The sequence below is a fragment of the Ottowia massiliensis genome (assembly GCF_900240305.1).
Lineage (GTDB): Bacteria > Pseudomonadota > Gammaproteobacteria > Burkholderiales > Burkholderiaceae_C > Ottowia > Ottowia massiliensis.
The window spans coordinates 965,434-983,409 of sequence record NZ_LT964854.1; the positions used below are offsets into that span (position 1 = coordinate 965,434).

Genomic DNA, 17,976 nt, shown 5'->3' on the forward strand with positions numbered 1-17,976 from the left:
TTGGTGAAGCACCAAACCCGCCAAGGTGGCGGGCGTGGAACACTAAGGGACGAGACCCAAAACTAGCGTGAATACAATTCAACGATCAACGATTCATTAATATCAGCACCAAATTCATCGCGGTCTGGCACCTTCTTGAAAACGCCTTCCACTTTGTCGACGCTGACCTCAACCCAAGATGGCATACCCACTTGGGTAGCCAATTGCAAGGCCTCCTGGACACGTGTCTGTTTTCTGGACTGCTCGCGGACAGCGATGATATCGCCCGCTTTCACCAAATATGAGGGAATGTTCACAGACTGGCCATTCACGAGAATGGCCTTGTGCGAAACCAACTGACGCGCTTCGGCGCGAGTCGATCCAAACCCCATACGATAAACCACGTTGTCCAGACGAGATTCGAGCAAAAACAGGAGATTCGCGCCCGTATTTCCGCGACGGCGATCAGCCTCCGAAAAATAACGGCGAAACTGCTTTTCCAAAACACCGTACATGCGCTTAACCTTCTGTTTTTCGCGCAACTGCAAGCCATAATCTGAGGTGCGTGAGCCAGAAGTCCGACCATGCTGACCGGGTTTCGTATCAAATTTCGCCTTGTCACTAATCGAGCGACGGGCGCTCTTCAAAAAAAGGTCTGTGCCTTCGCGACGAGAAAGCTTAGCCTTGGGTCCGATATAACGTGCCACCTTAAATTCCTTTTTTCCTTCTTCCTCACTTATTAAGCGAGGGAGCCTTCACGCTGAACAATGCGACGGCAGTGGTCTTGATTGCAAACACCAGAACAAACCGATCCTGGCAACGATAGTATTAAATGCGTCGCCGCTTCTGAGGACGGCACCCATTATGAGGGACAGGCGTCACATCGGAAATCGATGTAATACGAATTCCAAGAGCTGCCAGCGCACGAACAGAAGACTCCCGACCCGGACCTGGCCCTTTGATTTCGACATCAAGATTTTTGATACCCTGATCCTGTGCTGCACGGCCTGCCACCTCTGAAGCAACCTGCGCAGCAAAGGGGGTAGATTTGCGTGACCCTTTAAATCCTTGCCCACCAGAGGAAGCCCAAGACAAGGCATTCCCCTGTCTATCAGTGATAGTAATAATGGTATTGTTAAATGAAGCATGCACATGAGCGACCCCGTCCGCAATATTTTTGCGGACCTTCTTGCGTACGCGCTGTGCAGCATTCCCTGCAGGAGACTTTGCCATAACTGTTCTCTCTTAAATTATTTTTTCAAAGACTGAGCCGCCTTACGAGGCCCCTTGCGGGTTCGTGCATTTGTGCGCGTGCGTTGCCCACGCAAAGGCAGTCCCCGGCGATGACGGAAACCTCGATAACACCCGATATCCATAAGGCGTTTAATATTCATCGTAGTTTCGCGGCGAAGGTCGCCTTCAATTACGAATCGGGAAACCTGGTCACGAATCTTTTCCAGATCGGCATCACTCAGATCCTTAACCTTCTTAGAATACGAAATGCTGCAAGCGTCGCAAATCTTGCGCGCTCGCGCACGACCAATGCCATAAATAGCCGTCAACCCGATCTCTGCGTGTTGATGCGGTGGGATATTGATACCAGCAATACGAGCCATAGTTTCTAGCCTCTAAAAATTTATCGCAGGAAAGTGACGCCACTCAACCCTGACGCTGCTTATGCCGCGGATCTGAGCAAATCACGCGCACGACATTTTTGCGCCTGATAATTTTGCAGTTGCGACAAATCTTCTTTACTGATGCGGAAACTCTCATCCAATTCTCCTAAACCAAAATATTCACTTCTACAGAGACGCCTTGAAGCTCGCTTTTTTCAACAGAGACTCATATTGCTGACTCATCATGTACGTCTGAACCTGCGCCATAAAATCCATTGTCACGACAACCAAAATCAACAACGAGGTTCCGCCAAAATAAAACGGCACATTGTATTTCAGTATCAAAAACTCTGGCAACAAGCAAACCAAAGTCACATAAATAGCGCCAACAAAAGTCAAACGCGCCAGAATTCTATCGATAGCCTTAGCAGTATTCTCTCCAGGCCGGACGCCAGGAATAAAAGCACCACTCTTCTTCAGATTATCCGCAGTCTCCCTACTATTAAAAACCAGCGCCGTATAGAAAAAACAAAAACCAATAATAGCTGTCGCATACAGCATAATATAAATTGGCTGCCCAGGAGAAAGCGCCGCAGCAATATCACTAAGCCAATGAGTAGACTCTCCTGCACCAAACCACCCAACGACTGTTGCCGGCAATAAGATAATAGAAGAGGCAAAAATCGGCGGAATAACGCCTGCCATATTTAATTTTAACGGCAAATGAGACGACTGCCCCCCGTAAACCTTGTTGCCAACCTGCCTGCGGGCATAGTTTACCAAGATTTTTCGCTGTCCACGCTCAACGAACACGACAAAATAAGTTACCAGCACAACCAGTGCGCAGATAAACAGCGCCACTATCTCGCTCATCGCTCCTGAACGAACCAGCTCAAGCATGCCACCAATGGCTCCTGGCAGCCCAGCAGCGATACCCGCAAAAATTAGTATTGAAATACCATTCCCCAAGCCTCGCTCGGTAATCTGCTCACCAAGCCACATCAAAAACATAGTTCCAGCAGTCAGACTAACCACCGTTGTCAATTGAAAAAGCAATCCCGGATTCAGTACTAATCCTTGCGACGATTGCAACGCAACTGCAATTCCCCAAGACTGGAAGATTCCCAGCGCCAAGGTTCCATATCGTGTGTATTGGGTGATCTTGCGCCGACCAGCCTCACCCTCTTTTTTGAGCTGCTCGAAAGATGGAACAACGTAGGAAACAAGCTGCATGATGATCGATGCCGAAATATAAGGCATGATCCCTAATGCAAAAACCGTAAAACGAGAAAGCGCCCCACCGGAAAACATATTGAACAAATTCAATATGCCCCCTCCTTGGCTTGAAAAAAACTGCCGTAATTGGTCTGGATTGATGCCCGGAACTGGTATATGCGCGCCAACTCGATATACCACGAGCGCCAGCAGCAGAAAAACAAGGCGACGGTGTAGGTCACCATATTTTCCCGTTTTCGCGATCCGCACTGCGTCTATTGCCACGATGTCCGCTCTAATCAGACAATGGAACCACCAGCCGCTTCAATTGCCAGCCTCGCCCCTGCCGTCGCAGCCACACCCGTCAATTTAACAGCCTTCGTCAGATTTCCGGACTTGATCACCTTGACAGTCTTGGCATGAGCAGGTACTAAACCCCTTTCTTTCAGCAGCAATAAATCAATCACTTCAACTTGCAAACAAGCCAAATCCGAGAGCGTAATTTCCGCGTTAAATCTCAAGGAAACAGACTTGAACCCTCGCTTCGGCAAGCGACGCTGCAAAGGCATCTGACCTCCCTCAAAGCCGACCTTATGGTAACCGCCAGAACGCGACTTTTGGCCCTTGTGACCTCGGCCAGCAGTTTTCCCCAGACCAGAGCCAATGCCACGCCCAACGCGGCGACGCGCGTGTTTAGCTCCCGCAGCGGGCTTAATTCCATTAAGTTCCATTTGCAATCCTTTAATTAACAACCGATTAAAGCAATTTAACCAGGTAGTCAACCTTATTGATCATGCCTCGAATTGCCGGAGTATCTTCCAGCTCACGCACGCTATTTAACCTACGCAAACCCAAACCACGGACGGTCGCACGATGAGACTCTTTGCATCCAATCGGGCTGCGGACAAGCTGAACTTTTAACGTCTTGTTTTCCTTAACCATCTCTCACATCCCTGCGAATTACGCAAACAAATCATCGACACTTTTGCCTCTCTTGGCAGCAACTTCCGCAGGAGTCGTACAGTTGGCAAGCGCGTCAAATGTGGCCCGTACCATATTATATGGATTAGAAGAACCGTGACTTTTCGCCACGATATCAGTAATTCCCATCACCTCAAATACAGCGCGCATAGGGCCGCCAGCAATGATGCCCGTACCCTTCGGAGCAGGCGCCATCATGACAACAGCGGCGCCATGCACCCCCGTTACATTATGGTGAATGGTGCCATCCCTTAAAGAAACTTTTGTCATGTTGCGACGGGCCTCATCCATGGCCTTTTGCACTGCGGCAGGCACCTCTTTGGATTTCCCCTTACCCATGCCAACTCGCCCATCGCCATCGCCAACAACAGTCAAAGCAGCGAAGCCGAGAATACGGCCCCCTTTAACAACTTTAGTAACGCGGTTGACTGAAATCATCTTTTCGCGCAAGCCATCCTCAGGGCCATCGCTTTGCATTTTCGCCTGAAATTTAGCCATTTTGATTCGCCTCGCAAAAATTAAAACTGCAATCCAGCCTCACGCGCAGCATCGGCCAGCGCCTTGACACGTCCATGATAAGAAAAGCCAGACCGATCGAAAGCGACCTTTTCTACGCCAACAGCCTTGGCACGCTCGGCGATACGCTTACCAACGATCTCTGCAGCCGCCACATTGCCACCCTTTCCAGATCCACCCAATTGCTTGCGAACTTCTGGCTCTATCGTTGAAGCGCTCGCCAATATACGGGCGCCATCGCCGGAAATCAAACTGGCGTAAATATGCAAATTGGTTCTATTGACCGCAAGACGCGCGATCCCTTGTTCTGCAATACGGATACGGGTCTGCCGGGCGCGACGCAGACGCTGTTCTTTTTTATTCAACATGATGAGAAGCCTTTATTTCTTCTTGGTCTCTTTAATGATGACCTTTTCGTCAGCATAACGCACACCCTTGCCTTTGTAAGGCTCCGGAGGCCGTATTGCACGAATCTCAGAAGCGATTTGGCCGACTCGTTGGCGATCAGCTCCTTTAATCACGATTTCCGTCGGCGAAGGAGTAGCTACAGAAATACCTGCAGGCATTTCAATAATTACAGGATGCGAAAACCCAAGCGCAAGATTCAGCTTATTGCCTTGTGCCTGAGCGCGGTAACCCACGCCCACCAAGGCCAACTTCTTTTCAAACCCTTTGCTTACGCCAACGACCATGTTGTTGACAAGCTGCCGCATGGTTCCACTCATGGCATTTGCTTCCCGCGTTTCATCAGCAGGTTCAAAAGACAAAACACCATTTTGAGACGAGATTTTCACTAAAGCGTTCTGAGCCAATTTCAGCTCTACTCCGCCGCCTTTGACCGTAATTTGATCATCCTTCAAGTTGACATCGATGCCAGAAGGTATCGCCACGGGCATTTTTGCTACACGGGACATTTCATCTCTCCTTTATTCCGCGCATTAGGCCACGTAGCACAACACTTCGCCACCAACACCGGCAGCGCGCGCCTTGCGATCCGTCATAACGCCTTTTGGAGTCGTCACGATTGCCACCCCCAGACCATTCATCACCTGAGGCAACTTCTCGCACCCTTTATAAACGCGCAGGCCAGGGCGGCTTACACGCTCAATACGCTCGATAACAGGCCGGCCAGCGTAGTATTTCAGAGTGATCTCCAACTCTGACTTCTTGCCATCAGCCTTCACCTGAAAACCATCAATATATCCCTCATCTTTCAGCACCTGGGCAATTGCCACCTTGACTTTGGAAGAAGGAACTACAACTGTAGATTTTGCGACCATTTGCGCATTGCGAATGCGCGTGAGCAGGTCGGCAATGGGATCACTCATGCTCATTATGTATCTCCTGCCCAGATTACCAACTTGCCTTGGTTACGCCAGGGATATCGCCAGAAAAGGCCATTTCGCGAATCTTGGCTCGCCCCAGTCCAAATTGACGAAATGTGCCACGTGGACGCCCTGTAATTTCGCAGCGATTGCGCTGGCGTGTTGGATTGGCATTTCGCGGCAGTTTCTGCAATGCCAAACGGGCTTGTGCACGTTCTTCCTCGGAACGTTTGACATCACCAGCGACAGCCTTTAGTTCGGCATATTTAGCCGCATATTTGGCGGCCAGGTTTTTGCGCTTGAGTTCACGCTCGATCAAAGCGGTTTTTGCCACAACGTTACCCTTTAGTTCTTGAACGGAAAACGGAAAGCTGAAAGCAGCGCCTTGCACTCTTCATCAGACTTGGCCGTCGTCGTAATGCTGATGTTCAACCCTCGCAAAGCATCCACCTTGTCGTATTCGATTTCGGGGAAAATAATTTGCTCTTTGACGCCCACGTTGTAATTGCCGCGCCCGTCAAAAGAACGTCCCGAAATACCCCGAAAATCTCGCACGCGAGGCAATGCAACGGTTACAAAGCGATCAAGAAACTCATACATGCGAACACCACGCAGCGTCACCATGCAGCCAATCGCCTGCCCCTCGCGGATCTTGAAGCCAGCAATGGCCTTGCGGGCCTTGGTCACAACAGGCTTCTGACCGGCAATGCGCGCCAGATCCGACACCGCGTGATCCATCACCTTCTTATCAGCCACAGCTTCGCTCACACCCATATTCAGGGTGATTTTGCTCAGACGAGGAACTTCCATAACGGATTTGTAGCCGAACTTTTGCATCAGTTCGGGCACCACTTTTTCGCGATAGTGTTGTTGCAGTCGTGCCATCTCACGCCACCCTGATTTCTTCACCGCTGGACTTGAACACGCGGACACGCTTACCATCCGTAAGCGTCTTAACACCCACGCGATCAGCCTTGCCTGTTGCGCCATTGAAAATGGCGATGTTGGATTGATGAATCGGCATCGTCTTTTCAGTGATGCCGCCAGGCACACCCATCATGGGATTGGGTTTGACGTGCTTTTTCACAATATTCACGCCTTCGACAATCACGCGTTCTTCACTAACGCGCGAAAGCACTTTGCCGCGCTTGCCTTTGTCGCGCCCGGCAATCACGATGACTTCATCGCCTTTGCGAATCTTCTTCATGGCAACAGCCCTTTCAGATGACCTCAGGGGCCAGCGACACGATCTTCATGAATCGCTCGGAACGCAGCTCGCGCGTCACCGGACCAAAAATGCGGGTGCCAATCGGCTCCAGCTTGTTGTTGAGCAAAACGGCGGCATTGCCGTCAAATTTGATGAGCGAACCATCAGGCCTGCGCACACCTTTGGCCGTGCGCACCACCACGGCGCTATAAACCTCGCCTTTTTTGACGCGGCCACGCGGAGCGGCTTCTTTCACGCTCACCTTAATGATGTCGCCAACACTTGCGTAACGGCGCTTGGATCCGCCCAGCACCTTGATGCACAGGACGGACTTGGCGCCGGTGTTATCGGCAACCTCGAGTCGAGATTCAGTCTGGATCATTTCAATTTCCCAACTTGCACCCTGTCATATCACCAACAGGAACAGTCTTGGGCCCGTGTATGGGCAGAATTTGCTTGAGCCACCCGCTTTGAGCAACTCGAAAGCAAGTGAAGCGGCGGATTATGGCAACCTGAAACAAGCTTGTCAAGCTCTTTTTGCGCCCCCAAGACTGCCATATTGAGCAGCCAAGGCCAGAAAGCTTTCCAGCCCGGCATCCCGGCCCGTCTCTTCTTGCAGCACATTCGCCACGGCAGGCGCCACGGCAGCCGCAGCCGCAGCGTCCAGAAACAGCAGGCGCGAGCGGCGCGCCAGCACATCTTCCACGCTGCGGGCGTATTCATGCCGTGCCGCAAAGCGCACCATGGCCTCGCTCAGCCCGTCCGTCATCCAGCGTTCATGCCCCGGCAGTTGCGCCAGCGCATCCGCTTCGCCGCCATACAAATGCGGCCCGGGCGCCTCGTTCAACGGCACGGCTTGCGCGCCATCCGGCAAGGCGCCCACCAGCTTCAAGCCTGCCGTGCGCGATTTACCTTGCGGCACCAGGCCCGCGTCGGCGCAGCGGGCCAGCACGTCCTGGGCCATGGCACGGTAAGTCGTCCATTTGCCGCCCGTCACGGTCACCAGCCCGCTTGCGTCGATCAGGATGGTGTGCTCGCGGCTGATTGACTTGGTCGCAGCCTGGCCCTGCGGCTTGACCAGCGGCCGCAGCCCCGCCCACTGGCTGCGCACATCGGCGCGCCGGGGCGGGCGGCGCAGGTAGCGCCCCGCTTCGCGCAAGATGAAGTCCACTTCATCTTCTTGCGGGCAAGGCTCCAGCGGCAAATCATGGCGCGGGTTGTCCGTCGTGCCCAAAATGAGCTTGCCCAGCCACGGCACGGCAAACAGAACGCGCCCGTCCGCCGTGCTGGGCACCAGCAGCGCCCGGCGGCCAGGCAGAAAGTCCTGGTCCACCACCACATGCACGCCCTGGCTGGGCGCGACCAGCGCGCTTGCGCTGCGCCCTGTGGCTGCGGCGTCCTGCTGGCGCAAGGCATCCACCCATACGCCCGTGGCGTTGATGACGCAGCCCGCCTCAATGTCATATTCCCGCCCTGTTTCGGCATCCTTTGCCCGCAGCCCCGCCACCTTGCCGCCTGCGTGGCGCAACTGCGTCACGGGGCAATGGTTCACCAGCAAAGCGCCATGCGCCGCCGCCGTACGCGCCAGCGCCAGCGCCAGCCGCGCATCGTCAAACTGCCCATCCCAATACTGCACGCCGCCCTTCAGGCCCTGCGGCTGCGCGCCCGGCAGGCGGTTTTGCACGGCAATCGTGCCCAGCCACTGCGTACTCCCCAAACTGGCCTGGCCCGCCAGCAGGTCATAAACCTTCAGCCCCATGCCGTACCAGGGCGTTTCCCACCAGCTGTAAGACGGCATCACGAACGCCAGCGGCTGCGCCAAATGGGGCGCCGCCGCCAGGATGTGCGCGCGCTCGTGCAGCGCCTCGCGCACCAGCGCCACATTGCCCTGCGCCAGATAACGCACCCCGCCATGCACCAGCTTGGTGGCGCGTGACGAAGTGCCCTTGGCAAAGTCATGCGCTTCCAGCAGCAGCACTTTCAGGCCGCGCACTGCCGCATCCAGTGCCACGCCCAGCCCCGTGGCGCCGCCGCCAATCACCGCCACGTCATACCGCCCGGGCCGGGCCAGACGTTGCATCAGCTCAGATCGATGGGTCGGCAAAGGGGCGGCAGTCATGAAGCACACGCAGCGGTATTGAAAAAGAGGGGCGAGTGTATGCAGGGGCGGCGCTCTTCGCCTGCGTTCACTATCAAATCAATAGCTGCAAATCCAGTCTGCACCAGGACTTCAGGCCGATTTGATGCATGACGGCGCGAACCACATGCCCTGCCGGCAGATCAGCCGGCGGGCTGCTCCAGAAAGTTTCTGAGCATGGCGTGGCCGTGCTCGGTCAGCACGCTTTCGGGGTGGAACTGCACGCCTTCGATGGGCAGGGTTTTGTGGCGCACGGCCATGATTTCGCCGTCATCGTCGCTGGCGGCGGTGATTTCCAGCTCCGGCGGGCAGGTGGCGCGCTCAATCACCAGCGAGTGGTAGCGATTGACGGTGAACTGCCTGGGCAGCCCGGCGAACACGCCTTTTTGATCGGTGGTGATGACGCTGGTTTTGCCGTGCATTTGCCGTCCGGCGCGCACGATGCGCCCGCCCAGCGCCTCGCCTATGGCCTGGTGGCCCAGGCACACGCCCAGAATGGGCACTTTGCCCGCAAAGTGGCGAATGGCGGCCACCGACACGCCCGCCTGCGCTGGCGCGCAAGGGCCGGGGCTGATGCACAGGCGGCTGAATTCACCCCGGGCAAAGCGCGCCTGCAAATCTTCCAGCGTGGTTTCGTCGTTGCGCAGCGTGCTCACGCGCGCGCCCAGCTCGCCAAAGTACTGGACGATGTTGAAAGTGAAGCTGTCGTAGTTGTCAATCATCAAGAGGTTCATGGCGCGGCTCCTGCACAAGAGGATGAAGCGGAATCGGGGCCAGCCTGCAAGCGGCGCAGCTCTTCGTGCTCATGGGCAATGCAGCAGTCGATAAGGGCGCGGTAGATGCGCTCCAGCAGGCCGGGGTTGCCGCCTTCGGCGGCGGCCTGCTCGCGCACGCGGGCCACGATCTGGTCGATGCGGGCCTGGTCATGAACCAGCCGGGCATCGCCCTTGATGCGGGCCGCTTGCGTCATGTAGCCGCAGCGGGTCACGAGCAGGGGCACAAGGGCGTCGTCCAGCGCGTCCACGCAGGCGCGCACTTCGGCCATGTTTTCGCAGTGGCGAACCTGGGCAATGGCTTTCATGATCAGTGCAGCCCTTCTTCCACCAGCTCGCTGGCGCGCAGCAGGGCGCGGGCCTTGGCCTCGGTTTCGCGCCACTCCATTTCAGGGTCGCTGTCGGCCACGATGCCGGCGGCCGCCTGGGTGTAGAGCCGCCCGCCCTTGACGATGCCGGTGCGGATGGCAATGGCCAGGTCCATGTCGCCCGCGTAGCTGATGTGGCCGCACGCGCCGCCATACACGCCCCGCTTGCTCGGCTCCAGCTCGTCTATCAGCTCCATCGCGTGAATCTTGGGCGCGCCGCTCAAGGTGCCGGCGGGGAAGGTGGCCCGGAGCACGTCCATGTGGCTCATGCCGTCCAGCAGCAGGCCCTCCACATTGCTGACGATGTGCATGACGTGGCTGTAGCGCTCCACGGCAAAGGCTTCGGTCACTTTCACGCTGCCAATGCGGGCGATGCGGCCAATGTCGTTGCGGGCCAGGTCAATGAGCATGACGTGCTCGGCGCGCTCCTTGGGGTCGGCCAGCAGCTCGGCTTCGGCGGCCTGGTCGGCCTCGGGCGTGGCGCCGCGCGGGCGCGTACCCGCCAGCGGGCGGATGGTGATCTTCTGCCCGCCTTCGGCCCGCTCGTGGCGCACCAGGATTTCGGGGCTGGAGCCGACAACGTGGAAATCGCCCAGGTCATAGAAATACAGATAGGGCGACGGGTTGAGCGAGCGCAGCGCGCGGTAGAGCGACAGCGCATCGCCCGCAAAGGGCTTGGACAGGCGCTGGCCCACTTCCACCTGCATGAAGTCGCCCGCCGCAATCAGCTCCTTGGCGCGCGCCACGGCAGCCAGGAAATCGGCCTTGTCGAACTCGCGGTGCACGGCTTGCGCGGGCGCGGGCCGCAGGCGCGGCGGAATCACGGGCTGGCACAGGCGCTCGTGCAGCTCGTGCAGGCGCGCGCGTGCACGCTCGAAAGCGCCCGCCTGGGCCGGATCGGCATAGACGATGAAATGCAGCTTGCCCGTGAGGTTGTCAATGACGGCCACCTCCTCGCAGTGCAGCAAAAAAATGTCCGGGCAGCCCAGCGTGTCAGGCGGGCAGGTGTGCGCCAGCTTTTTCTCGATGTGGCGCACCGTGTCATAGCCAAAGTAGCCCGCTAGCCCGCCGCAAAAGCGCGGCGCCGCTGGCGGCAGCGCCACCTTGAAGCGGCGCTGGTAGCGCTCGATGAAATCCAGCGGATTGTCCGGCGCGGTTTCCACCACTTGGCCATCGGTCACCACCTCGGTTTTCGCCTGCTCGCCAAAGCCGCTGGCGCGCAAAAAAGTGCGCGCGGGCAGGCCAATGAACGAGTAGCGCCCGAAACGCTCGCCGCCCACCACCGACTCCAGCAAAAAGCTGTATCGGCGGCCGCCCGTGTCATCCGGCTTGCCCGGCGTGGCCGTGAGCTTCAGATACAGCGACAGCGGCGTCTCCAGATCGGCGAACGCCTCGGCCACCAGCGCAATGCGGTTGTAGCCCTGCGCGGCCAGGGCCTTGAATTCCTGCTCGGTCATGAATCGGTTTCCTGTCATCAGAAAAACATGCGCGCAAAGCCAGCCGCTGGCGCGCGCGAAAGAAACTTGGAAAGGGGAAAAAGGCTGCGGCGGCGGCCTCCGCCGCGCGCGCCCATTGCGGACGCGAAAGCCAGGGGCAAAGTCAGCGCGCAGGCTTGCGCCAGGGCCACGCCCCCCGGGCACGGCGGCCCGCATCAGCAAAAGAAAAAAGCAGCGGCAACATGGGGCGGGCAGTTTACTGGAGGGCCAGCAAACGAGCTGGCGGCGGCAAGCAGGCTGGAAACGGCGCGGGAAAAGCGCTTTGATTCGCTCTTTGTTTCATAGCACACTATCGCGCCAATAAAGCGGCAAGTGGCTTTTTTGCCCCTTTGAATTCGCTCTTCTTATTGAAGTATCCGGCTGCCGGGCCGCCCGCGTGATCAAGCCGCTTGCAGGCGCTTGGCGATGGCGGGCAAATCCGGCAGCACGGCATCTGCGCCTTCCTGCTCGACTGGGCAGCCGTAGTTGTAGCCATAGGGCAGCAAGAAGACGGGGCAGCCCGCCGCGCGCGCAGCCTGCGCGTCGTTGCGCGAGTCGCCCACCATCAGCGTGGCCGCAGGGGGCGCGCCCAGCAGGCGGCAGGTTTCCAGCAGCGGCAGCGGATCGGGCTTCTTGCGCGCGAAGGTGTCGCCGCCGTGAATGAAGCGGAAAAACGGCGCCAGCCCCAGCCTGCGCATCAGCTCGCGGGCGAAAGCCTGCGGCTTGTTGGTCAGGCACGCCAGCGGCAGCCCCTGCGCCTGCAAGGCCGCCAGCCCTTCGCGCACGCCCGGATAGAGCCGGCTGTGCGTGCCATTGACTTGCCCGTACGCCTGCAAGTAAGCGGCCCAGGCCTGATTGAACGTGGCCTCATCGGGCATTGCCCCGCCATCTTGCAGGGCCAGCACGCAGCGCAGCAAATGCTCCGTGCCGCGCCCCACGAAGCGGGCGATCTGCTCGCGCTCGATGCGGGGGCGGCGCATCTGCCGCAGTATGGCGTTCAGGGCGGCGTCAAAGTCGCCCAGCGTATCGACGAGCGTGCCGTCGCAGTCAAGCATGACGGCCTGGATGGGAGCTGGCATAGGGCGCGGGAAATGAAAAGAGGAAAAGGAAAAGAGAAAAAGAAGACAGCGGCGATTGTCCGCTGGCCGCTTTTGGCAGGCCGCCGCCGTCAGGCAAACAGGCACGCTGATTTCGCGCTTAATTCAGCTCTCGAATCAAGAGCATGATGTCCTAGTAGAAACTGCGCCAGACGGCATTTGCACCCCCTCAAATTCGCTCCTCTTTTTGGGGCAATGGCGCGCCATGCGGCGGCCCGCGCCTGGCCGCCCCGGCCTTCAGTTCAGCGCCATGGAGAGCTTGCGGCGGTAGCGCGAGACGAGTTCGGCCTGCGGGTCTTGCTGCGCGGCGGCGGCCTTGCCGGTCAGCTCGATGCCGCCAGCGCTCTTGCCTTCATGCGCCTTGGCCTTGTCGGGCGCGGGCGTGAGCAGCTCCAAGATGGCCACGTAGGTTTTGCGGGCCAGATCGCCTTCCCATTGGCGGTCGCGCAGGATGATTTCGAGCAGCTCGTCCATCGCCTGCGTCCACACGCCTTCGGCCATGAGGATTTGCGCTTTCTGGTAGCGCGCGGTGAAGTTGCGCTTGTCTTGCGCAATGGCCGCATCCAGCTCCGCCAGCTTCCACTGCCCCCAGTCGCCTGCCTGGACGGCGCGCGCCGCTTGCAGCCAGTGATGGAGCGCGTCAAAGCGCAAGGGGCGCGGCTCGCGCGCCAGCGGCTCTTGCAGGGCCGCGCCCGCTTCGTCCAGCCGGCCCGTGGCAATCAAGAGGCGCACGTAGTCAAAGCGGGCCTCGTCATTGGCCGGGTCTTGCGCCAGCGCATCGGCCAGCTTGGCCAGGGCGGCGGCCGGGTCGCCCGATTCCAGCAGCGCGTCGGCTTCTTGCACGCTGCCTTCGGCGGCCACGGCGCCTTCGCTGGGCACGTGCTTGTCCAGAAACTGGCGCACCTGCCCGGCAGGCAGCGCGCCGGTAAAGCCGTCCACCGGCTGGCCGCCCTTGAGCAAGATGCACGTGGGCAGGCTGCGTATGCCAAAGGCTGCGGCCAGTTGCTGCTGCCGGTCTGAATCCACCTTGGCCAGCACAAAGCGGCCTGCGTATTCGTCCTCCAGCTGCTCCAGCACGGGGCCAAGCGACTGGCAGGGGCCGCACCAGGCCGCCCAGAAATCGAGCAGCACGGGCGTGTGCATGGAAGCGGCGATGACTTCGCTTTCAAAGTTTTGCAGGGTGACTTCAATCATGAAAAACGCTCTCTGGATGAATCAGTGAAACAGGGAAAATCGGGCCAAAAAACCATTGTGCAAGATGATGACCGACACGCCCGCCCCTTCCGGAACCCCTTCTCAAACCTCTTCCCAAGCCCCTCTCGTCGGCGTGCTCATGGGCTCCAGCAGCGACTGGGAAACCATGCAGCACGCCGTGCAAATGCTGCAATCCTTTGGCGTGCCGCACGAGGCGCGCGTGGTCTCGGCCCACCGCATGCCCGACGAGCTGTTCGCCTACGCCGAAAGCGCGCGCGGCCGGGGGCTTGAAGCCATCATCGCGGGCGCAGGCGGCGCCGCCCACCTGCCCGGCATGCTGGCGGCCAAAACGCCCGTGCCCGTGCTGGGCGTGCCCGTGGCCTCGCGCCACTTGCAAGGCGTGGACTCGCTGCACAGCATCGTGCAAATGCCCAAGGGCGTGCCCGTGGCCACCTTCGCCATTGGCGCGGCGGGCGCAGCCAACGCGGCGCTGTTTGCCGTTGCCATGCTGGCCTGCCGCGACGCCGCCTTGCGGCAAAAGCTCGACGCATTCCGCGCCGCCCAGACCGAAGCGGCCCGCGCCATGAAGCTGCCGCCAGCGGCCTAGAACCGGTTCACCCGCCGCCCGCAGAGGCGGCAGAGCAAGGCCAAAGCATCTGCCATTTCGCTCCCTATTTCGCTCCTTTATTCGGAGCATAACGTCCTAGTGGATACTGCGCGAAGCGGCATTTCCGGCCCTTGAATTCGCTCCTGTTTTTGGCGCTCTCAGGCTGATGCGCAGGCCCTGTCTGGCCCATCCGCCGCGCGCAATGGCCGCCCGGCGGATCACGAGTCGCTTCTGCGGCCAAAAACCCTTTGGGCCTTGAAGTGAATCAGGCTCAGATAAGCCGCCACATAGCTGGCGGCAAAAAGCAGGCAAAAAGCCAGCAGCACGGCGCTGTTGCGCCAGAACAGCACGGCCGGCGCCACGGTGAGCAGCAAAAAGCCCCAGAGATAGGGCGCAGTGCGGCTGTTGCGCTTGAGCATGGCAGCGGCCTCGTCTTCTTGCAGCACGCTGCACGCCAGGCGGCGGTAGATGAGCTGGTGCAGGTGCAGCGCGTCAGCCATGCCGGGCGAGTCGCCCCGGGCCAGCTTGCGGTAGATGGAAAAAATGGTCTCCCACACCGGATACATCAGCACCAGCACGGGAAACCACGGCGACACGCCCGGGTGGCGCTGCACCAGCAGCACGCTGAGCATGGCAATGACCAGCCCCCACAGGTAAGCGCCCGAATCGCCCGCAAAAACCAGCCCGCGCGGGTAGTTCCAGAACAGAAAGCCCGCCGTGGCGGCGGCCAGCGCAATGGCGATGGAGGCCAGCTCCCGGTCGCCCAGCTGAATGGCCACATGCGCGAAAGCCAGGCACACCACCAGCGCCACGGTGCCCGCCAGGCCGTTCACGCCGTCGATCAGGTTGAAGGCATGGGGCAGGCCCGTGACGGCAAAAACGGCCAGCGCCACGCCCAGCCACGGGGCAGCGCTCCAGTAGCCGTCGAGCCAGCCAAAGCCCAGGCGCGGCACCTGCGCACCCAGCAGCGCCCAGGCCAGCAGGCCCGAAACCAGGGTGAGCAGCAGCCGCCAGCGCGCCGTCAGGCGCTGGGTCAAATCTTCCAGCACGCCGCCGGCAAAGGCGGGCAGCAGCGCGGCCGCCCACCAAGGCAGGGCCAGCCGGGCCCAATCAATATTGCCCGCCATGCCCAGCCGCTGGAGCAGCGGCAGCGCCGCAAGGGCGCAGGCCCAGCCCGCAAGCACGCCCAGCCCGCCCAGGCGCGGCACATAGCCCACATGCAGGCGCTGCGAGGCATCTTGCGCATAAGGGGTGTGCCAGCGCAGCGCCAGCCGGCGCACCAGCAAGGTGGCCACCAGCGACACCAGAAAGGCAAACAGCGCCAGCGAAGTCATGTGGGGGGAAAAGTGCCAAAAAATTCGCGCATGGTAGCATTCGCCGCCATCTGGACGCCCTCTTGCCTCCCCCTTGCCGCCCCTCTCCGCAGGGGCGTTTTTCCGGGTTTCCGGCGCCGGTTCGCCCTTGCCCATCCACACATGCGAGCGGGCCACAGGAAAGAGAAATTTTTTGCTCCTTGATTGGTAGCAAACTATCCCCGCAGATAAAGCGACAACCCTGTTTTTGGATGCCCTGAATTTGCTACTGTTTTAATCGCAAAGGCGGCCACAACCCAGGCTCTTGCCTGATCAAGCGAGCGCGAACGCCTGGCTTTTCAGGCGCGCGCCGCTCCTTTCCTTGCTGAATGCCAGCCCATGACCATGTCCTCTTCCGCCCTGCACGTGTATGACCGCGAGATTCACGGCAGCGAGCGCACCTCCCTTTCCGTTTTGAGCGCCCACATTCCGCCCGGCGCGCGCGTGCTGGACCTGGGCTGCGGCAGCGGCGCCGTGGGCCGCTTTCTCACGCGGCGCGGCGATGGCGCGGTGATTGACGGCCTCACCCTCAACACCGAAGAAGCCGCCCTGGCCGCTCCCGACTACCGCCGAGTGGAAGTGGCCAACCTGGACAGCGCCGACCTCGCCGCCCTGTTCGCCGGCAGCCAGTACGACGCCATCGTCTGTGCCGACGTGCTGGAGCACACCCGCCACCCGCAGCAGGTGCTGGCCAGCGCCCGCCGCCTGCTGACCGGGAACGGGCGCGTGCTCATCTCCATTCCCAACGCTGGCTACTGCGGCCTGATTGCGGAGCTGATGGCGGGCGAATTCCGCTACCGCCCCGAAGGCTTGCTGGATGAAACGCACCTGCGCTTTTTCACCCGCCGCGCCCTCACGCGCTTTCTGGCCGAAAACGGCTGGGCCATCGACAGTCTGGAAACCATCCAGCGCGCGCTGCCCGAATCGGAATTTCGCGCGGCCTTTGACGCCCTGCCCGCCCCCGTGGCGCGGCACCTGCTGGCGCTGCCCGACGCGCTGACCTACCAGTTCATCGTCGTGGCGCGCGCCGCCGCGCCGGGCGAGCGCGTGGAGCCGCCCCCGGCAGAGCCGCTGCTGCCCGCGCAAGCGCTGTTCAGCAGCGAGCTGTATCTGGGCCAGCCCGGCGGCGGCTTTGCCGAAGAGCACAAGCTGCGCGCAGCAGGCGTGATGGGCCAGCCGCAGCAAACCCTGCGCTTTGAGCTGCCTGCGGGCGAGCCGCCCACGGGCCTGAAGTTCGACCCCGCCGACCGCCCCGGTTTTTTCTACCTGCACGCCATCACCTTGCGCAGCGCTTCAGGCGAGCCGCTCTGGCAATGGGACAGCCGCAACGCCCTGCCCCTGCTGCAAGCCAAACGCAGCGGCATGGCCTTGCAGCCGCCCGCCACGCCGCAAGGCGCGCTGGTGGCGCTGCTGCTGGATGACGACCCGTGGATGGAGCTGCCCATCCCGCCAGACGCGCTGGCGCTGGCTGCCGGCGGCGCGCTGGAAGTGGTGGCGGGCTGGCCCATGTCCGCCGACTGGCTGGCGCTGGCTGGCGCGGCCCAGCGCGAAATTGCCGATGCCCGCGAGCAAACCGAAAGCGAACGCGCCGCACGCCAGATGGATCACGCCGCACGCCAGGTGGAACAAGCCGCTTTTGCCAGCCAGCACGCCGAGTGGGAACGCCAGATGCACGAGCGCGCCAGCGCCCTGCACGCCGCCGAGGCGCAAGGGCGCGAGCTGGCCCGCCAGGTGGCCGCGCTGGAGCAGCAAAACGACAGCCTGCGCGAGCAGGGCAAAACCCTGCTGGAGCGCGCCAGCGTTCTCACCCGCGAAAACGATGACGCCCGCCGCCTGCTGCGCGACATTGAAAACTCCACCGTCTTTCGCGCCACGCGCCCCATCGTCCACGCCAAGATGTCCATCGACCGCCTGCTGGGCATCGGCTCGGCCCCTTCCTTTATACACATCCGACCCCGCCGACGCTCCTCCGCCTTCGCCCATACCTTAGCTGCGACTTTCTTTGATGCTCACGATCATTTAGTTAGCATTGATATGTCCGCATCTCTGGCGAAACATACAGACCGTGGCTCTTATACACCTCTTACGCCGCCGACTAAGCGCATATGTGACCGCCGGGCATGCCTCGAATCGA

Annotated in this window: 24 protein-coding genes; 2 read left to right on the top strand and 22 right to left on the bottom strand. The window is 60.1% G+C overall.

Annotated elements, in window-relative coordinates; translation table 11 throughout:
* Nucleotides 1-62: 62 nt before the first annotated feature.
* The 21 genes from rpsD to trxA form a co-directional block, all read right to left on the bottom strand.
* The gene (gene rpsD / locus C1720_RS04355; RefSeq protein ID WP_050715442.1) at nucleotides 63-686 is read right to left on the bottom strand and encodes a 30S ribosomal protein S4; all 624 of its coding nucleotides are present in this window, start codon (nucleotides 684-686) and stop codon (nucleotides 63-65) included.
* A gap of 121 nt (nucleotides 687-807) precedes the next feature.
* Nucleotides 808-1,212 (bottom strand): 30S ribosomal protein S11, encoded by a 405-nt coding sequence (rpsK, locus tag C1720_RS04360; protein ID WP_050715441.1) that lies wholly within the window; start codon nucleotides 1,210-1,212, stop codon nucleotides 808-810.
* A 17-nt stretch (nucleotides 1,213-1,229) separates the two neighbouring features.
* Nucleotides 1,230-1,595 (bottom strand): 30S ribosomal protein S13, encoded by a 366-nt coding sequence (rpsM, locus tag C1720_RS04365; protein ID WP_102283362.1) that lies wholly within the window; start codon nucleotides 1,593-1,595, stop codon nucleotides 1,230-1,232.
* 43 nt (nucleotides 1,596-1,638) lie between these two features.
* Nucleotides 1,639-1,752, bottom strand: a complete 114-nt coding sequence (rpmJ, locus tag C1720_RS04370; protein ID WP_082203185.1) for a 50S ribosomal protein L36 — start codon at nucleotides 1,750-1,752, stop codon at nucleotides 1,639-1,641.
* Nucleotides 1,753-1,781: 29 nt separating this feature from the next.
* On the bottom strand, nucleotides 1,782-3,095 hold the full coding sequence (gene secY, locus C1720_RS04375) for a preprotein translocase subunit SecY (RefSeq protein ID WP_102283363.1): 1,314 nt from the start codon (nucleotides 3,093-3,095) through the stop codon (nucleotides 1,782-1,784).
* A gap of 14 nt (nucleotides 3,096-3,109) precedes the next feature.
* The gene (gene rplO, locus C1720_RS04380; RefSeq protein ID WP_050715438.1) at nucleotides 3,110-3,541 is read right to left on the bottom strand and encodes a 50S ribosomal protein L15; all 432 of its coding nucleotides are present in this window, start codon (nucleotides 3,539-3,541) and stop codon (nucleotides 3,110-3,112) included.
* A gap of 25 nt (nucleotides 3,542-3,566) precedes the next feature.
* Nucleotides 3,567-3,752 (bottom strand): 50S ribosomal protein L30, encoded by a 186-nt coding sequence (gene rpmD / locus C1720_RS04385; protein ID WP_082203184.1) that lies wholly within the window; start codon nucleotides 3,750-3,752, stop codon nucleotides 3,567-3,569.
* Nucleotides 3,753-3,770: 18 nt separating this feature from the next.
* Nucleotides 3,771-4,289 (bottom strand): 30S ribosomal protein S5, encoded by a 519-nt coding sequence (gene rpsE, locus C1720_RS04390; protein ID WP_102283364.1) that lies wholly within the window; start codon nucleotides 4,287-4,289, stop codon nucleotides 3,771-3,773.
* 20 nt (nucleotides 4,290-4,309) lie between these two features.
* Nucleotides 4,310-4,675, bottom strand: coding sequence for a 50S ribosomal protein L18 (rplR, locus tag C1720_RS04395; protein WP_102283365.1), 366 nt, complete (start codon nucleotides 4,673-4,675; stop codon nucleotides 4,310-4,312).
* 12 nt (nucleotides 4,676-4,687) lie between these two features.
* Complete coding sequence (rplF, locus tag C1720_RS04400; protein WP_050715435.1) at nucleotides 4,688-5,221, bottom strand: 50S ribosomal protein L6; 534 nt, start codon at nucleotides 5,219-5,221, stop codon at nucleotides 4,688-4,690.
* 24 nt (nucleotides 5,222-5,245) lie between these two features.
* Nucleotides 5,246-5,641, bottom strand: a complete 396-nt coding sequence (gene rpsH, locus C1720_RS04405; protein WP_050715434.1) for a 30S ribosomal protein S8 — start codon at nucleotides 5,639-5,641, stop codon at nucleotides 5,246-5,248.
* A gap of 19 nt (nucleotides 5,642-5,660) precedes the next feature.
* A complete protein-coding gene (rpsN, locus tag C1720_RS04410) occupies nucleotides 5,661-5,966 on the bottom strand; it encodes a 30S ribosomal protein S14 (RefSeq protein ID WP_082203183.1) in 306 nt (101 codons plus the stop codon).
* An 11-nt stretch (nucleotides 5,967-5,977) separates the two neighbouring features.
* Entirely contained in the window at nucleotides 5,978-6,517 is a 540-nt protein-coding gene (gene rplE / locus C1720_RS04415; RefSeq protein ID WP_050715433.1) for a 50S ribosomal protein L5, read from the bottom strand.
* Nucleotide 6,518: 1 nt separating this feature from the next.
* Nucleotides 6,519-6,839: a 50S ribosomal protein L24 gene (gene rplX, locus C1720_RS04420; RefSeq protein ID WP_102283366.1), complete on the bottom strand. Its 321-nt coding sequence runs from the start codon at nucleotides 6,837-6,839 to the stop codon at nucleotides 6,519-6,521.
* Between the two features lie 13 nt (nucleotides 6,840-6,852).
* On the bottom strand, nucleotides 6,853-7,221 hold the full coding sequence (gene rplN, locus C1720_RS04425; protein WP_050715431.1) for a 50S ribosomal protein L14: 369 nt from the start codon (nucleotides 7,219-7,221) through the stop codon (nucleotides 6,853-6,855).
* Nucleotides 7,222-7,365: 144 nt separating this feature from the next.
* Nucleotides 7,366-8,919, bottom strand: a complete 1,554-nt coding sequence (locus tag C1720_RS04430) for a glycerol-3-phosphate dehydrogenase/oxidase (protein WP_439650734.1) — start codon at nucleotides 8,917-8,919, stop codon at nucleotides 7,366-7,368.
* 200 nt (nucleotides 8,920-9,119) lie between these two features.
* Nucleotides 9,120-9,710: an anthranilate synthase component II gene (locus C1720_RS04435; protein WP_102283368.1), complete on the bottom strand. Its 591-nt coding sequence runs from the start codon at nucleotides 9,708-9,710 to the stop codon at nucleotides 9,120-9,122.
* A complete protein-coding gene (locus C1720_RS04440) occupies nucleotides 9,707-10,060 on the bottom strand; it encodes a chorismate mutase (protein WP_102284494.1) in 354 nt (117 codons plus the stop codon). Before C1720_RS04440 ends, C1720_RS04435 begins: the two co-directional genes overlap by 4 nt.
* Nucleotides 10,060-11,574: an anthranilate synthase component I gene (trpE, locus tag C1720_RS04445; protein ID WP_439650735.1), complete on the bottom strand. Its 1,515-nt coding sequence runs from the start codon at nucleotides 11,572-11,574 to the stop codon at nucleotides 10,060-10,062. Before trpE ends, C1720_RS04440 begins: the two co-directional genes overlap by 1 nt.
* Nucleotides 11,575-11,993: 419 nt before the next feature.
* The gene (locus C1720_RS04450; protein WP_102283370.1) at nucleotides 11,994-12,671 is read right to left on the bottom strand and encodes a phosphoglycolate phosphatase; all 678 of its coding nucleotides are present in this window, start codon (nucleotides 12,669-12,671) and stop codon (nucleotides 11,994-11,996) included.
* 255 nt (nucleotides 12,672-12,926) lie between these two features.
* The gene (gene trxA, locus C1720_RS04455; RefSeq protein WP_102283371.1) at nucleotides 12,927-13,883 is read right to left on the bottom strand and encodes a thioredoxin; all 957 of its coding nucleotides are present in this window, start codon (nucleotides 13,881-13,883) and stop codon (nucleotides 12,927-12,929) included.
* A 67-nt stretch (nucleotides 13,884-13,950) separates the two neighbouring features.
* On the opposite strand from trxA, the gene purE reads away from it, so the two are divergent.
* The gene (gene purE / locus C1720_RS04460) at nucleotides 13,951-14,490 is read left to right on the top strand and encodes a 5-(carboxyamino)imidazole ribonucleotide mutase (RefSeq protein WP_102284495.1); all 540 of its coding nucleotides are present in this window, start codon (nucleotides 13,951-13,953) and stop codon (nucleotides 14,488-14,490) included.
* A gap of 218 nt (nucleotides 14,491-14,708) precedes the next feature.
* Here purE and C1720_RS04465 read toward each other — a convergent pair whose 3' ends face one another.
* A complete protein-coding gene (locus tag C1720_RS04465; RefSeq protein WP_102283372.1) occupies nucleotides 14,709-15,824 on the bottom strand; it encodes a glycosyltransferase family 4 protein in 1,116 nt (371 codons plus the stop codon).
* 363 nt (nucleotides 15,825-16,187) lie between these two features.
* Between C1720_RS04465 and C1720_RS13980 the strand changes: the two genes are divergently transcribed.
* The coding region (locus C1720_RS13980; protein ID WP_199170952.1) for a class I SAM-dependent methyltransferase at nucleotides 16,188-17,976 on the top strand (1,789 nt) is incomplete at its 3' end.

Bases quoted from the DNA above. Each gene is read 5' to 3' on its own strand.
- rpsK (WP_050715441.1), bottom strand. From the start codon at position 1,212: ATGGCAAAGTCTCCTGCAGGGAATGCTGCACAGCGCGTACGCAAGAAG.
- rpsM (WP_102283362.1), bottom strand. From the start codon at position 1,595: ATGGCTCGTATTGCTGGTATCAATATCCCACCGCATCAACACGCAGAG.
- rpmJ (WP_082203185.1), bottom strand. From the start codon at position 1,752: ATGAGAGTTTCCGCATCAGTAAAGAAGATTTGTCGCAACTGCAAAATT.
- rplO (WP_050715438.1), bottom strand. From the start codon at position 3,541: ATGGAACTTAATGGAATTAAGCCCGCTGCGGGAGCTAAACACGCGCGT.
- rpmD (WP_082203184.1), bottom strand. From the start codon at position 3,752: ATGGTTAAGGAAAACAAGACGTTAAAAGTTCAGCTTGTCCGCAGCCCG.
- rpsE (WP_102283364.1), bottom strand. From the start codon at position 4,289: ATGGCTAAATTTCAGGCGAAAATGCAAAGCGATGGCCCTGAGGATGGC.
- rplR (WP_102283365.1), bottom strand. From the start codon at position 4,675: ATGTTGAATAAAAAAGAACAGCGTCTGCGTCGCGCCCGGCAGACCCGT.
- rplF (WP_050715435.1), bottom strand. From the start codon at position 5,221: ATGTCCCGTGTAGCAAAAATGCCCGTGGCGATACCTTCTGGCATCGAT.
- rpsH (WP_050715434.1), bottom strand. From the start codon at position 5,641: ATGAGCATGAGTGATCCCATTGCCGACCTGCTCACGCGCATTCGCAAT.
- rplE (WP_050715433.1), bottom strand. From the start codon at position 6,517: ATGGCACGACTGCAACAACACTATCGCGAAAAAGTGGTGCCCGAACTG.
- rplX (WP_102283366.1), bottom strand. From the start codon at position 6,839: ATGAAGAAGATTCGCAAAGGCGATGAAGTCATCGTGATTGCCGGGCGC.
- rplN (WP_050715431.1), bottom strand. From the start codon at position 7,221: ATGATCCAGACTGAATCTCGACTCGAGGTTGCCGATAACACCGGCGCC.
- C1720_RS04430 (WP_439650734.1), bottom strand. From the start codon at position 8,919: ATGCAACGTCTGGCCCGGCCCGGGCGGTATGACGTGGCGGTGATTGGC.
- C1720_RS04435 (WP_102283368.1), bottom strand. From the start codon at position 9,710: ATGAACCTCTTGATGATTGACAACTACGACAGCTTCACTTTCAACATC.
- trpE (WP_439650735.1), bottom strand. From the start codon at position 11,574: ATGACCGAGCAGGAATTCAAGGCCCTGGCCGCGCAGGGCTACAACCGC.
- C1720_RS04450 (WP_102283370.1), bottom strand. From the start codon at position 12,671: ATGCCAGCTCCCATCCAGGCCGTCATGCTTGACTGCGACGGCACGCTC.
- trxA (WP_102283371.1), bottom strand. From the start codon at position 13,883: ATGATTGAAGTCACCCTGCAAAACTTTGAAAGCGAAGTCATCGCCGCT.
- purE (WP_102284495.1), top strand. From the start codon at position 13,951: ATGACCGACACGCCCGCCCCTTCCGGAACCCCTTCTCAAACCTCTTCC.
- C1720_RS04465 (WP_102283372.1), bottom strand. From the start codon at position 15,824: ATGACTTCGCTGGCGCTGTTTGCCTTTCTGGTGTCGCTGGTGGCCACC.